This is a genomic window from Microbacterium sp. ZW T5_56 (assembly GCF_044987425.1).
GTDB lineage: Bacteria > Actinomycetota > Actinomycetes > Actinomycetales > Microbacteriaceae > Microbacterium.
In genome coordinates this window covers 26,876-39,525 of record NZ_JBJDRI010000024.1, presented here as the reverse complement: position 1 = coordinate 39,525, position 12,650 = coordinate 26,876, and the positions used below count along the sequence as shown (strand labels likewise).

Genomic DNA, 12,650 nt, shown 5'->3' with positions numbered 1-12,650 from the left:
CGTGCTGGGACGGCGCGGGTGTCATCTGTGGGTCGCGTCTGGACTAGATCATGTACTCCGGCGCAGTGAGGACAGCGCGCGTGTCCTCGCCGGGAACGCGCGGCCGCGCCTTCGCGGGGATGCCGATGAGCACCGAGTCGGCGGGAGCATCACGGGTGACGACGGCGTTCGCGCCGATCGCCGATCGTTCCCCGATGGTGATGTCGCCCAGCACCTTCGCTCCCGCGCCGATCGCGACGCCGTCCTCGATGGTCGGGTGGCGTTTGCCCGCTGCATGAGTACGTCCGCCCAGGGTGACGCCGTGGTACATCATGACGTCGTCGCCCACGACGGCCGTCTCCCCGATGACCACACCGGCACCGTGATCGATGAAGAATCGGCGACCGATGCTCGCGCCCGGATGGATCTCGATTCCGGTGAGGAAACGCGTGAACTGTGATCCCGCGCGTGCCAGGAAGCGCAAATTACGCTGCCAGAGCCAGTGGTTGAGTCGATGCGCCCACAGCGCGTGCAGGCCGGGGTACAGCAGCGCGATCTCCAGCGAGGTGCGCGCCGCCGGGTCCCGTAGACGCGCGGCGGCGAGGTCCTCGCGCAGACGGGAAAGGGCGCTCATGCTTCCATCCTGCCGTCTCGCGGACGGCGTCGGTCGAGTATGACAGTGCCCGCCCATATGACGGTGCCAATCCATATGACCGAACTGGTGAGGAATGCCAACAGGAACGGGCCGGATCGATGTGATCCGGCCCGTTCCGCACGTCTGACGGTTCAGCCCTCGCGCAGATCCTCGAACAGCGCGGTGGTGATGTATCGCTCGCCCGTGTCGGGAATGACGACCACGATGCGCTTGCCCGCAGCCTCCGGGCGCTTGGCCACCTCCAGTGCTGCCCACACGGCGGCACCCGCCGAGATACCCGCGAGGATGCCCTCGTCCGCGGCCAGCGCGCGGGAGGAGGTGATAGCGTCCTCGAACGCGACGTCGATCACCTCGTCGATGACGCCCTGGTTCAGGATCGGGGGGATGAAGTTCGGGCCGAGGCCCTGGATCTTGTGCGGGCCGGGCGTGCCCTGCGTCAGCAGGGGCGAGTCCTTCGGCTCCACGGCCACGATCGTGATGCCGGGAACCTTCTCCTTCAGCACCTCGCCGACGCCCGTGATGGTGCCGCCGGTGCCGACTCCGGCCACGAAGTAGTCGATGGCGCCGTCGGTGTCGCGCAGGATCTCCTGTGCGGTTGTGCGGCGGTGAATGGCCGGGTTCGCCTCGTTCGCGAACTGGCTCGCGAGGATCGCGCCGGGAGTCTCAGCGACGATGCGCTCTGCCTCGGCGACTGCGCCCTTCATTCCGCCGGCGGGGTCCGTGAGAACCAGCTCAGCGCCGAATGCGCGCAGCAGCACGCGACGCTCGATGGACATCGACGACGGCATGGTCAGGATCACCTTGTAGCCGCGGGCAGCGCCCACCAGTGCGATGCCGATTCCCGTGTTGCCGCTGGTCGCCTCGACGATGGTGCCGCCGGCGGGAAGCGCACCCGACTCCTCTGCTGCGTCGACGAGGGCGACGGCGAGACGGTCCTTCACCGATGAACCCGGGTTGAAGAACTCGAGCTTGGCGACGATTTCGGCACCAGTGTCCGCGCCGAGACGGTTGAGGCGCACCAGCGGGGTGTCGCCGAACGTGGAGGTGATGTCTGCGTGAATACCAGCCATGTGCGGGGCCTTTCGGGTTGGACGAGCAGCGTTGCCGTTCTGGCACGATACGACGCCCGGGTGTCCGGTATCCGTAATGTGACGTCGCTTGACGGGTGACGGGGTGACGGGGTGACGTCGCTTGACGGGGTGATGGGGTGAGGTTGAGCTGACGAGGTGCCGCTGTCAGGGTCGGCATCCGTCCGTTGACGCTACTTGACGCTGCTTGACGGTGCGACGACCGCAATAGGCTGGGGGAGCGTCGCCCGGACGCTCCCGAGGAAGAGGACCGATGACGACGGATTCGCCGCTCACTCTGCGTGCTGCCCTGGAATCGGGCACCACCGTGCTCGCGGAAGCCGGCATTCTCGACGCGGTGGTGGACGCCGAGCTCCTCGCCGCCCACGTGCTGGATCTGTCCCGCGGCGCAGTCCAGGCCGCTGTCGTCACCGGGAGAGAGTTGACCCCCGACGAGGCAGCCGCGTTCGATGAGGTGATCGCTCGCCGAGCCGAGCGGGTTCCCCTGCAGCACATCACCGGGCTCGCCCCGTTCCGTCACCTGGAACTCACCGTCGGACCCGGTGTGTTCGTCCCGCGTCCTGAGACGGAGATCCTCGCGCAGTTCGCGATCGATGCGCTCGCGGCCATGCCCTCGCCGCGTCCGCTCGCGGTCGACCTGGGCACAGGCTCCGGTGCGATCGCGCTCGCGATGGCCACCGAAGTCCCGCATGCGCGCGTTGTCGCCGTGGAGCGCAGCGCGGACGCGCACCGCTGGGCCGCGCGCAACGTTGCACGACTCACCGACGGAAACCTGGAACTTCGCCACGGCAGCTTCGTCGACGCGCTCGAGGATCTCGCCGGGACGGTTTCGGTCGTCGCATCCAACCCTCCGTACGTTCCGGCCGGCGCGATTCCGCGCGATCCGGAAGTTCGCCTGCACGATCCGCGGGAGGCGTTGTACAGCGGCGAGGATGGCCTCGATGACATCCGCACGATCTCGCGGGTGGGGCTGCGGCTTGCTCACTCCGGTGGAATGATCGTGTTGGAGCACGGTGAATGGCAGGGCGAGGGCGTGCGGGAGATCCTGACCGCCGACGGCTGGCAGGCTGCCGCCACGCACCCCGACCTCACCCACCGCGACCGCGTAACCACCGCCCTCCGCCCCTGACCCTCATCCCACTCCTGATCCTCATCCCACTCCCGGCCCTCATCCGGCCCTTGATCCTGACCCGGAACCCGCCCCCGGCCCGCGTCCCCTCCGTGCGCTGGACCCATACCCCGCGAGACTTCCGTCTGTGGGCGAGAATCCGTGCAACGCGGCGATTATCGCCCGCAGACGCAAGTCTCACGGGAACCGCAGGGCCGCGCGCCGTAGACTGGAGCCGCCATGTCTCCTGTCTTCGACTGCTCTGATGAAACGCAGCTGCTCAGCGGCATGCGTCATGCCCGCCAGGCCATCGCTCGAGGCGAGCTGATCGTCCTTCCCACCGATACCGTGTACGGCGTCGGCGCAGACGCGTTCAGCCCTGCCGCAGTGCAGCGACTGCTGGATGGAAAGGGGCGCGGACGCAACCAGCCGCCGCCTGTGCTGGTGGGCAGCGTCGCCGCGATGACCGCACTCGTCAGCGAAGTGCCCGCGGCAGTCAACGACCTCATCGACGCCTTCTGGCCCGGCGGCCTCACGATCGTCCTGCCGGCGCAGGAGAGCCTGGTGTGGGATCTCGGCGAGACGCGCGGCACGGTCGCCGTGCGCATGCCCGATCACCGCATCGCCCGTGAGCTGCTGATGGAGACCGGCCCGCTGGCCGTGTCCAGCGCCAACCTCACGGGCCGGCCAGCCGCACGCAACGCGGCCGAGGCGCAGGACATGCTCGGCGACGCCGTGGCCGTCTACCTCGACGGGGGAGAGGTCACCGAAGGCATCGCCTCGACGATCATCGATGCCACCACCCTGGTCCGCGCTGCCGACCTCCCCGAGGGGCAGGAGCCGGTCGTACGCGTGCTGCGCGAGGGGGCGATCTCCCGCGATCGACTCCGCGAGGTGCTCGGCGACCTTCTCGAAGCCGATCCGGTGCCGGTCACCATCGCGCTGACCTCGGATACCGATGTCCCTGCTGCAGATGACTCATCGTCAGACGCTCCTGCGCCGGGAGCCTCCGTTACGGACGCTTCCACCTCAGACACTGATGCTTCCGCTGCCGACGGCGCCGCGAGCGTGGAAGGCCCTCCCGGCGGCGAGCACGCGTGAAGCAGTATCTCTTCGCCATCATCCTCACGGGAGCCATGTCGCTCATGCTCTCGTGGGGCGTATGGCAGTTGAGCATGCGCTTCAAGCTGTACCCCGGCATTCGCGAGCGCGACGTGCACACCACGCCCACGCCGCGTCTGGGTGGCATCGCGATCTTCCTGGCGTTCGCGCTGATGGTCCTCATCTCGCGGGCGAACCCCTACTTCGCCCCGTTCTGGGCGGATCCGGCGCCGATCATCTCGATCCTGATCGCGTCCGCGCTCATCGTCGGCGTCGGTGCGGCGGATGACATCTGGGACCTGGACTGGATGATCAAGCTCGGCGCGCAGTTCATCGCCGCCGGCATCATCACGATCGGCGGCGGGCTGCAGATCATCGCGCTGCCCATCGGGGGGATCATGGTCGGCTCCAGCTGGATCAGCATCGCCGCCACGATGATCGTGATCGTCGTCGTGATGAACGCGGTGAACTTCATCGACGGCCTCGACGGCTTGCTCACCGGCACGGTGTTCATCGCCGCCGGCGTGCTGTTCGCATACTCCTACCTGCTCGTCCGCGACACCGGTGGCGACAACAACTTCAACCTCGCCACCTTCCTCGCGGCCGTGATCGTGGGGGCGTGCGCTGGATTTCTGCCGCTGAACTGGCGACCCGCCAAGCTCTTCATGGGAGATTCGGGCGCCCTGCTGCTCGGCCTCCTGCTCGGCACCTGCACCATCGCGATCCTCAGCCGCATCACGCCGGAGATGCTGGACCCCGAGACGTTCGGCCAGTCCATGCTGCTCGGAGCGTTCATCCCGATTCTGCTGCTGCCGATCATCATCGTGATCTTCCCCCTCGCCGACTTCGTACTCGCCGTGCTGCGTCGCATGGGGGCGGGCAAGAGCCCGTTCGCGCCGGATCGCAAGCACCTGCACCACCGCATGCTCGACCTCGGCCACTCCGATCGCGACTCCACGCTCATCTTCTACGCGTGGACGGCCGTGCTGTCGCTGTCTGTGCTGCTGATGTATGTCGCGGTGCGCGAGCGCTGGCCCGGCGGCTACTGGCTCGGAATCGTCTTCGCGGCGATCGGACTGGCCGCGTGCGCCGTCGTCACCTTCATCCCACCCGAAAACGCGCGCCGCGCACGACGCCGCGCCCTCCAGGAGGCCTCGAAATGACCCCCGCAGCTCCCGTCGCCAGTAATCCCGTCCTTCGGCGGGTTCTCACCGTCGCCGCCATTGTCACCGCCGTGCTCGCTGTGGCGGGTGCGGCGATCGGATTCGCCGTGTCCGGTACTTCCGGGCTGTTCAGCGCGCTCGTGGGTGTCGTCCTCGCCGCCCTGTTCCTCGGCATCACCAGCGGCAGCATCCTGATCGCGAATCGCTGGAACGGCGATCCTCTCTATCCCACGCTGTTCTTCTCGATCGTGCTCGGCGGCTGGGTGATCAAGTTCGTGATCTTCATCGCCGCGCTCTTCCTGCTCCGTGGGGCGGCCTGGCTCGACTCGATGGTGTTCTTCGTCGCCCTGGTGGTCAGTATTCTCGCGACCCTCGTGGTCGATGTGATCGTGATGATGAAGATGCGCATCCCCTACGTCTCCGACATTGACCTGCCCGAGACCTTCGACGATGAAGAGGAAGCTCGGAACCCGGCAGCGGGGGAGGATACGCCTTCTGATCGGGATGCGTCATCCAGCAACGCGGAGAAGCCGTCCGATCGCCCGTGATTCGATTCGTGACATCCCGGAAATCTTGATAGGCTGAAGAAGTTCCCCTGGCCTGTGGTGCGCCTCTTGTGCGCGAAGGTCGGGATGACGCCGTCTCACCCATCGTCGTATCGGCTCGCCCGGTGCCCCGAAGTTGGAGCCGCAACCTGTGATCCACGCCGCGAGCCTTATCGCCGCAGCCGCATCGTCTGAGGACGAAGACGGCTTCCATGCCCCCTCCATCTGGGAGTTCTTCCCGGATATCGTTTTGTTCGAGGGCACGCCGTTCGCGATCAACCGGATCCACCTGATCCAGATCCTGGTCACCGTCGTGCTCGTGCTGATCCTCTGGCTCGGCACCCGCAAGATGAAGCTGATCCCCGGACGCGGTCAGTCGATCGTCGAGATGGGCTTCGACTTCGTGCGCGTCAACATCGCGCATGACCTGCTCGGACGCAAGGACGGCAACCGCTTCCTTCCGATCCTGACCACCCTGTTCTTCATGATCCTGTTCATGAACCTGACGGGTGTCATTCCGGGTCTGAACCTGGCGGGTACCTCGATCATCGCGATGCCGTTGCTGCTCGCCGTGGTCGCATACGTGACCTTCATCTACGCGGGTCTGAAGAAGAGCCCCAAGGGCTTCATCAAGAACTCGCTGTTCCCCTCGGGTGTGCCGTGGCCGATCTACTTCCTGGTCACGCCGCTGGAGTTCATCTCGACCTTCATCATCCGTCCCGTCACCCTGACGCTCCGACTGCTGATGAACATGATGGTCGGCCACCTCATGCTGGTGCTGTTCTTCTCGGCCACGTGGTTCTTCTTCTTCCACGCCGGTGGCTTCTTCCCCATCCTCGGTGTCGGCACGCTCGCAGCGGGCTTCGCCTACACCATCTTCGAGCTCCTGGTGGCCTTCCTCCAGGCGTACGTCTTCACCATCCTGACTGCGGTCTACATCCAGCTCGCAGTCGCAGACGAGCACTGAGCGGGTCGGCACAAGCCGTACCCACCCAACGAAAGGAAAAACCGTGGACGCTACCACGATTCTCGCCGCAGTCTCCGGAAACGTCGGAACGATCGGCTACGGCCTCGCGGCCATCGGTCCCGCCATCGGTGTGGGCATCGTCGTCGGCAAGACGATCGAGGGTGTCGCCCGTCAGCCCGAGCTGCAGGGTCGCCTCCAGGTCATGATGTGGATCGGTATCGCCTTCACCGAGGCGCTCGCCTTCATCGGCATCGCGACCTACTTCATCTTCCAGGGCTGATTCACCTACTGACACGTAAGGAGACAGGATGCTGAACGCTCTTGTCACTGCCGCAGCCGGCGAGGGGGAGACTCCGAACCCGCTGATTCCGGCGATCTACGACATCGTGTGGTCCGCGGTCTGCTTCGTCGTCATCCTGCTGGTCGTCTGGAAGGTCGCCCTTCCGAAGGTCACGAAGATGCTCGACGAGCGCTCCGCGGCCATCGAGGGCAACATCGCCAAGGCCGACGAGGCTCAGAAGCAGGCCGAGGCGGCTCTCGCGGAGTACACCGCGCAGCTGGCCGAGGCACGCAAGGAAGCCGGCACGATCCGTGACGCCGCCCGCGAGGATGGCAAGAAGATCGTCGCCGAGGCGAAGGAGGCCGCGACCACGGAGGCCGCGCGCATCCAGACCGCTGCTTCCTCGCAGATCGAGGCTGAGCGTCAGGCCGCATTCGTCTCCCTGCGTGGCGAGGTCGGCACGCTGGCCCTCAGCCTGGCGGGCAACGTGATCGGCGAGACGTTGAACGACGACACGAAGGCTACGGCTGTCGTCGATCGCTTCCTTGCTGACCTCGAGGCCTCCGAGAAGGCGAACCACTGATGGGCAGCGCGACCACTCAGGCACTCGCGGCGTCGGTGAAGGCGCTCGACGCGCACACGCTCGATCTCGCCACCGCACGCGACCTGTTCGCAGCCGCGCGTGCGGTGAACGAGTCGACGCAGCTCGCCGGTGCCCTGTCCGACTCCGCAGCCCCCGTGGCCGCGCGTGAACAGGTCGTGAAGGCTGTCTTCGGCTCGGCGCTCAGCGCCGCAGCCGTGGACGTCCTCACCACCGTCGCCGCACAGCGTTGGTCTGATGCCGCCGGTCTCGCCGACGGCATCGAGGAGCTCGCGATCCGCTCGGCTTCGGCCGCGGATGTGAACGCCGACATCGAGGGAGAGCTGTTCGGCTTCTCTCGTACCATCGCTCAGAACCCCGAGCTGGAGCTCGCCCTCGGCAGCCGCCTGGGTCAGTCTGCGGCGAAGGGTGCCCTCGTCGAGAAGCTGATCAGCAGTGCCGCTTCCGCCGCCACGACGCTCATCGTCTCCTCGCTCGTGCAGCTCCCGCGGGAGCGGCGCGTTCGTCAGCTGCTGAACAGGGCGATGGACATCGTCTCGGCGCAGCGCGGCCGCACGGTCGCCACGGTGGTCTCGGCCGCCCCGCTGAACGACGAGCAGAGCAAGCGCCTCACCGCGGCGCTGGCAGCCAAGTACGGCTCCGGCGTCACGCTCAACACGGTCATCGACCCCACGGTCGTCGGGGGACTGCGCGTGCAGATCGCCGATGACGTGATCGACGGATCGATCTCGTCGCGTCTGGCCGACGTGCGCCACAAGCTCATCGGCTGACACCAGACTTTCCCGCACCAGCGGAGAACTTCGGGGCAGGGCCCCACTGAACGAAGGAACACAATGGCAGATCTCTCTATCAGCCCCGATGTCATCCGTGACGCGCTGAAGGACTTCGTCGCCGCTTACGAGACCCCTGGCGCTTCCGCGACCGAGGTCGGCACCGTCATCGACGCTGCCGACGGCATCGCGCACGTCGAGGGCCTCCCGGGCGTGATGGCCAACGAGCTCGTCCGATTCGCCGATGGCACCCTGGGTCTTGCCCAGAACCTCGACGAGCACGAGATCGGCGTCGTCGTCCTGGGCGAGTTCTCGGGCGTCGAGGCCGGTCAGGAAGTCACCCGTACGGGCGAAGTCCTCTCGGTCCCGGTCGGCGACGGCTACCTCGGCCGCGTCGTTGACGCGCTCGGCAACCCGATCGACGGTCTCGGTGAGATCGGCTCGATCGAGGGTCGTCGTGCTCTCGAACTCCAGGCACCGGGCGTCATGCAGCGCAAGTCGGTGCACGAGCCCATGCAGACCGGCATGAAGGCCATCGACGCGATGATCCCGGTCGGTCGTGGCCAGCGTCAGCTGATCATCGGTGACCGCCAGACCGGTAAGACGGCCATCGCGATCGACACCATCATCAACCAGAAGGCCAACTGGGAGTCGGGTGACGTCAACAAGCAGGTCCGCTGCATCTACGTCGCCATCGGCCAGAAGGGCTCGACCATCGCTTCGGTGAAGGGCGCGCTCGAAGAGGCTGGCGCGCTGGAGTACACGACGATCGTGGCCGCTCCCGCCTCGGACCCCGCGGGCTTCAAGTACCTCGCCCCCTACACCGGCTCGGCCATCGGTCAGCACTGGATGTATGGCGGCAAGCACGTCCTCATCGTGTTCGACGACCTGTCGAAGCAGGCTGAGGCCTACCGTGCGGTTTCCCTGCTGCTTCGTCGTCCGCCGGGACGCGAGGCCTACCCGGGTGACGTCTTCTACCTGCACTCGCGTCTGCTGGAGCGGTGCGCGAAGCTCTCCGATGAGCTGGGTGCCGGCTCGATGACGGGTCTGCCCATCATCGAGACGAAGGCCAACGACGTCTCCGCGTACATCCCGACCAACGTGATCTCCATCACCGACGGCCAGATCTTCCTGCAGTCCGACCTGTTCAACGCCAACCAGCGTCCGGCCGTCGACGTGGGTATCTCGGTCTCGCGAGTCGGTGGTGACGCTCAGGTCAAGTCCATCAAGAAGGTCTCCGGTACGTTGAAGCTGGAGCTGGCCCAGTACCGCTCGCTCGAGGCGTTCGCGATGTTCGCATCCGACCTCGATCAGGCGTCGCGCCGTCAGCTCGACCGTGGAGCCCGCCTCACCGAGCTGCTCAAGCAGCCGCAGTACTCGCCGTACCCGGTGGAGGAGCAGGTCGTCTCGATCTGGGCTGGCACCAACGGCAAGCTCGACACGATCGCCATCGAGGATGTGCTTCCGTTCGAGCGCGAGCTGCTGGACTACGTCGGTCGCAACACCGAGATCCTGACGCGCCTGCGCGAGACCAACGTGCTGGATGATGACACGGTTGCCGAGCTGAACAGCGTCACCGACAAGTTCATCCTCGAGTTCAACGGCGGCAAGGGCCGCGCGATCAACGCCCTCGGCAACGAGAGCGTGGATGCAGCCGCTTCGGACGACGTCACGCAGGAGAAGATCGTCAAGGGTCGTCGGGCGTAATCGCCTGACGGAGAGACACTCATGGGCGCACAATTGCGGGTCTACAAGCAGAAGATTCAGTCTGCTCAGACCACTAAGAAGATCACGAAGGCGATGGAACTCATCGCGGCTTCGCGCATCCAGAAGGCACTGACGCGTGTACACGCGGCAGCGCCCTTCTCGCGGGCCGTGACGCGTGCCGTTTCCGCCGTCGCGACGTACTCCAATGTCGATCACCCGCTCACCACCGAGCCCGAGCAGATCCGCCGTTCCGCGGTCGTGATTTTCGCTGCGGACCGCGGTCTTGCGGGTGCCTTCAACTCCCAGATCCTCCGTGAGGGTCTGGAGGTTGCTGAGCTGCTGCGCAGCGAAGGCAAAGAGGTCGTCTTCTACCTCGTCGGACGCAAGGCGGTCGGCTACTTCCAGTTCCGGAAGCTGGCTGCCGCCGGCGAGTGGATCGGTGACACCGATTCGCCCTCGTTCTCGACGGCGGAGGACATCGCCAACACCCTGCTGGAGGCGTTCCGCACGGACTACGCCGACGGCGGTGTGGAGGAGATCCACCTCGTCTACAACCGGTTCGTCAGCATGATGACCCAGGAGCCGGAGAGCGTTCGCCTGCTCCCGCTGGAGATCGCCGAGGCGGATGCCGCCGACGTGTCCTCCTCGCAGGTGTACCCGCTCTACGAGTTCGAGCCGGACGCCGAGACGGTGCTGGACGCGATCCTGCCGGTGTACATCCAGTCCCGCATCTTCAACGCCCTGCTGCAGTCGGCTGCCTCCAAGCACGCCGCCACGCAGAAGGCGATGAAGTCGGCCTCGGACAACGCCGACAAGCTCATCACCGACTACACGCGCCTGCGCAACAATGCGCGCCAGGCCGAGATCACGCAGCAGATCGCCGAGATCGTCGGCGGCGCGGACGCTCTGGCGTCCTAAGACCTCATCACGAAAGAGAAGACCATGACTGACACCGCCACGGCAGCTCAGACTGCGGTCGTCGGGCGCGTCGCACGCGTCACGGGGCCCGTCGTCGACATCGAGTTCCCGCACGACGCGATTCCGGGTATCTACAACGCGCTGAAGACGACCATCGTCATCGGCGATGACGCGACCGAGATCACGCTCGAGGTCGCACAGCACCTCGGCGACGACCTCGTTCGCGCCATCTCGCTCAAGCCCACCGACGGTATGGTCCGCGGCCAGGAGGTGCGCGACACCGGTGAGCCGATCATGGTTCCCGTCGGTGACGTCACCAAGGGCAAGGTGTTCAACGCCACCGGTGACGTGCTCAACCTCGAGCCCGGCGAGACCATCGAAGTCAGCGAGCGCTGGCCCATCCACCGCAAGGCTCCGAACTTCGACCAGCTCGAGTCGAAGACCACCATGTTCGAGACCGGTATCAAGGTCATCGACCTGCTGACGCCGTACGTGCAGGGTGGAAAGATCGGTCTGTTCGGTGGTGCCGGTGTCGGCAAGACCGTTCTGATCCAGGAGATGATCCAGCGCGTTGCGCAGGACCACGGTGGTGTGTCGGTGTTCGCCGGTGTCGGTGAGCGTACCCGTGAGGGCAACGACCTGATCCACGAGATGGAGGAGGCGGGCGTCTTCGACAAGACCGCGCTTGTCTTCGGCCAGATGGACGAGCCGCCGGGAACGCGTCTTCGCGTGGCGCTGTCCGCGCTGACCATGGCGGAGTACTTCCGCGATGTTCAGAACCAGGACGTGCTGCTCTTCATCGACAACATCTTCCGCTTCACGCAGGCCGGTTCCGAAGTCTCGACCCTTCTGGGTCGTATGCCTTCGGCCGTGGGCTACCAGCCGAACCTCGCCGACGAGATGGGTGTGCTCCAGGAGCGCATCACCTCCACGCGTGGTCACTCGATCACCTCGCTGCAGGCGATCTACGTGCCGGCCGATGACTACACCGACCCGGCTCCGGCGACCACCTTCGCCCACCTCGACGCCACCACCGAGCTCTCGCGTGAGATCGCGTCGAAGGGTCTGTACCCGGCCGTGGACCCGCTGACCTCGACGTCGCGTATCCTCGACCCGCGCTACATCGGTGCTGACCACTACCGTGTGGCCAACTCCGTGAAGCAGATCCTGCAGAAGAACAAGGAACTTCAGGAGATCATCGCCATCCTCGGTGTTGATGAGCTCTCCGAAGAGGACAAGATCGTCGTGTCCCGCGCACGTCGCATCCAGCAGTTCCTCTCGCAGAACACCTACATGGCGAAGAAGTTCACCGGTGTCGAGGGTTCGACGGTTCCGATCAAGGAGACCATCGAGTCGTTCGACGCCATCGTCAAGGGTGACTTCGACCACGTGGCCGAGCAGGCCTTCTTCAACGTCGGTGGCATCTCCGACGTCGAACAGCAGTGGGCGAAGATCCAGAAGGAGAACGCCTGATCATGGCGCTGCACGTGACCCTCGTCTCCGCGGAGTCGGAGATCTGGACGGGAGACGCCTCGCTCGTCGTGGCGAAGACCGTCGAAGGCGAGATCGGTTTCATGTCCGGTCACGAGCCGGTGCTGGCCATCCTCGCGGAGGGTCAGGTGCGCATCACCACCACCGACGGCAGCAAGGTCATCGCTTCGGCGAAGGACGGCTTCCTGTCGATGGAGGGATCGGACCTCACCATCGTGGCGGGCAACGCCGCACTGGTCGCCTGATCGGCTCTCGCTGAATCGACCATTCAAAGCGC

The 12,650-nt window shown here is 65.8% G+C and carries 14 protein-coding genes; 12 read left to right on the top strand and 2 right to left on the bottom strand.

Features of this window, described 5'->3' with window-relative positions:
* Window positions 1-43: 43 nt before the first annotated feature.
* Together epsC and cysK are read right to left on the bottom strand one after the other, a co-directional pair.
* Window positions 44-613, bottom strand: a complete 570-nt coding sequence (epsC, locus tag ACI3KU_RS12510) for a serine O-acetyltransferase EpsC (RefSeq protein ID WP_404922627.1) — start codon at window positions 611-613, stop codon at window positions 44-46.
* A gap of 152 nt (window positions 614-765) precedes the next feature.
* Complete coding sequence (gene cysK, locus ACI3KU_RS12505) at window positions 766-1,704, bottom strand: cysteine synthase A (RefSeq protein ID WP_404922626.1); 939 nt, start codon at window positions 1,702-1,704, stop codon at window positions 766-768.
* A 271-nt stretch (window positions 1,705-1,975) separates the two neighbouring features.
* On the opposite strand from cysK, the gene prmC reads away from it, so the two are divergent.
* The 12 genes from prmC (at window position 1,976) to ACI3KU_RS12445 (ending at window position 12,618) form a co-directional block, all read left to right on the top strand.
* Complete coding sequence (prmC, locus tag ACI3KU_RS12500) at window positions 1,976-2,851, top strand: peptide chain release factor N(5)-glutamine methyltransferase (RefSeq protein WP_404922625.1); 876 nt, start codon at window positions 1,976-1,978, stop codon at window positions 2,849-2,851.
* A gap of 219 nt (window positions 2,852-3,070) precedes the next feature.
* Window positions 3,071-3,931, top strand: coding sequence for an L-threonylcarbamoyladenylate synthase (locus tag ACI3KU_RS12495; RefSeq protein WP_404922624.1), 861 nt, complete (start codon window positions 3,071-3,073; stop codon window positions 3,929-3,931).
* Window positions 3,928-5,094 carry an MraY family glycosyltransferase gene (locus tag ACI3KU_RS12490; RefSeq protein ID WP_404922623.1) on the top strand — a complete coding sequence of 389 codons (1,167 nt, stop codon included), beginning with the start codon at window positions 3,928-3,930 and terminating at the stop codon, window positions 5,092-5,094. Before ACI3KU_RS12495 ends, ACI3KU_RS12490 begins: the two co-directional genes overlap by 4 nt.
* Window positions 5,091-5,642 carry a hypothetical protein gene (locus ACI3KU_RS12485; protein WP_404922622.1) on the top strand — a complete coding sequence of 184 codons (552 nt, stop codon included), beginning with the start codon at window positions 5,091-5,093 and terminating at the stop codon, window positions 5,640-5,642. The genes ACI3KU_RS12490 and ACI3KU_RS12485 overlap by 4 nt, the downstream gene beginning before the upstream one ends.
* Before the next feature lie 148 nt (window positions 5,643-5,790).
* Window positions 5,791-6,606: a F0F1 ATP synthase subunit A gene (atpB, locus tag ACI3KU_RS12480; protein WP_404922621.1), complete on the top strand. Its 816-nt coding sequence runs from the start codon at window positions 5,791-5,793 to the stop codon at window positions 6,604-6,606.
* A 43-nt stretch (window positions 6,607-6,649) separates the two neighbouring features.
* Complete coding sequence (gene atpE / locus ACI3KU_RS12475; RefSeq protein ID WP_404922620.1) at window positions 6,650-6,886, top strand: ATP synthase F0 subunit C; 237 nt, start codon at window positions 6,650-6,652, stop codon at window positions 6,884-6,886.
* 28 nt (window positions 6,887-6,914) lie between these two features.
* Window positions 6,915-7,469, top strand: coding sequence for a F0F1 ATP synthase subunit B (locus tag ACI3KU_RS12470; RefSeq protein ID WP_404922619.1), 555 nt, complete (start codon window positions 6,915-6,917; stop codon window positions 7,467-7,469).
* Window positions 7,469-8,257, top strand: a complete 789-nt coding sequence (locus ACI3KU_RS12465) for a F0F1 ATP synthase subunit delta (protein WP_404922618.1) — start codon at window positions 7,469-7,471, stop codon at window positions 8,255-8,257. Before ACI3KU_RS12470 ends, ACI3KU_RS12465 begins: the two co-directional genes overlap by 1 nt.
* A 63-nt stretch (window positions 8,258-8,320) precedes the next feature.
* On the top strand, window positions 8,321-9,964 hold the full coding sequence (atpA, locus tag ACI3KU_RS12460) for a F0F1 ATP synthase subunit alpha (RefSeq protein WP_404922617.1): 1,644 nt from the start codon (window positions 8,321-8,323) through the stop codon (window positions 9,962-9,964).
* A gap of 21 nt (window positions 9,965-9,985) precedes the next feature.
* Window positions 9,986-10,882 carry a F0F1 ATP synthase subunit gamma gene (locus ACI3KU_RS12455; protein WP_404922616.1) on the top strand — a complete coding sequence of 299 codons (897 nt, stop codon included), beginning with the start codon at window positions 9,986-9,988 and terminating at the stop codon, window positions 10,880-10,882.
* A 24-nt stretch (window positions 10,883-10,906) separates the two neighbouring features.
* Complete coding sequence (gene atpD / locus ACI3KU_RS12450; RefSeq protein WP_404922615.1) at window positions 10,907-12,355, top strand: F0F1 ATP synthase subunit beta; 1,449 nt, start codon at window positions 10,907-10,909, stop codon at window positions 12,353-12,355.
* A 2-nt stretch (window positions 12,356-12,357) separates the two neighbouring features.
* On the top strand, window positions 12,358-12,618 hold the full coding sequence (locus ACI3KU_RS12445) for a F0F1 ATP synthase subunit epsilon (RefSeq protein WP_231092741.1): 261 nt from the start codon (window positions 12,358-12,360) through the stop codon (window positions 12,616-12,618).
* Window positions 12,619-12,650 lie beyond the last annotated feature (32 nt).

Bases quoted from the DNA above. Each gene is read 5' to 3' on its own strand.
- epsC (WP_404922627.1), bottom strand. From the start codon at position 613: ATGAGCGCCCTTTCCCGTCTGCGCGAGGACCTCGCCGCCGCGCGTCTA.
- cysK (WP_404922626.1), bottom strand. From the start codon at position 1,704: ATGGCTGGTATTCACGCAGACATCACCTCCACGTTCGGCGACACCCCG.
- prmC (WP_404922625.1), top strand. From the start codon at position 1,976: ATGACGACGGATTCGCCGCTCACTCTGCGTGCTGCCCTGGAATCGGGC.
- ACI3KU_RS12495 (WP_404922624.1), top strand. From the start codon at position 3,071: ATGTCTCCTGTCTTCGACTGCTCTGATGAAACGCAGCTGCTCAGCGGC.
- ACI3KU_RS12485 (WP_404922622.1), top strand. From the start codon at position 5,091: ATGACCCCCGCAGCTCCCGTCGCCAGTAATCCCGTCCTTCGGCGGGTT.
- ACI3KU_RS12470 (WP_404922619.1), top strand. From the start codon at position 6,915: ATGCTGAACGCTCTTGTCACTGCCGCAGCCGGCGAGGGGGAGACTCCG.
- ACI3KU_RS12465 (WP_404922618.1), top strand. From the start codon at position 7,469: ATGGGCAGCGCGACCACTCAGGCACTCGCGGCGTCGGTGAAGGCGCTC.
- atpA (WP_404922617.1), top strand. From the start codon at position 8,321: ATGGCAGATCTCTCTATCAGCCCCGATGTCATCCGTGACGCGCTGAAG.
- ACI3KU_RS12455 (WP_404922616.1), top strand. From the start codon at position 9,986: ATGGGCGCACAATTGCGGGTCTACAAGCAGAAGATTCAGTCTGCTCAG.
- atpD (WP_404922615.1), top strand. From the start codon at position 10,907: ATGACTGACACCGCCACGGCAGCTCAGACTGCGGTCGTCGGGCGCGTC.
- ACI3KU_RS12445 (WP_231092741.1), top strand. From the start codon at position 12,358: ATGGCGCTGCACGTGACCCTCGTCTCCGCGGAGTCGGAGATCTGGACG.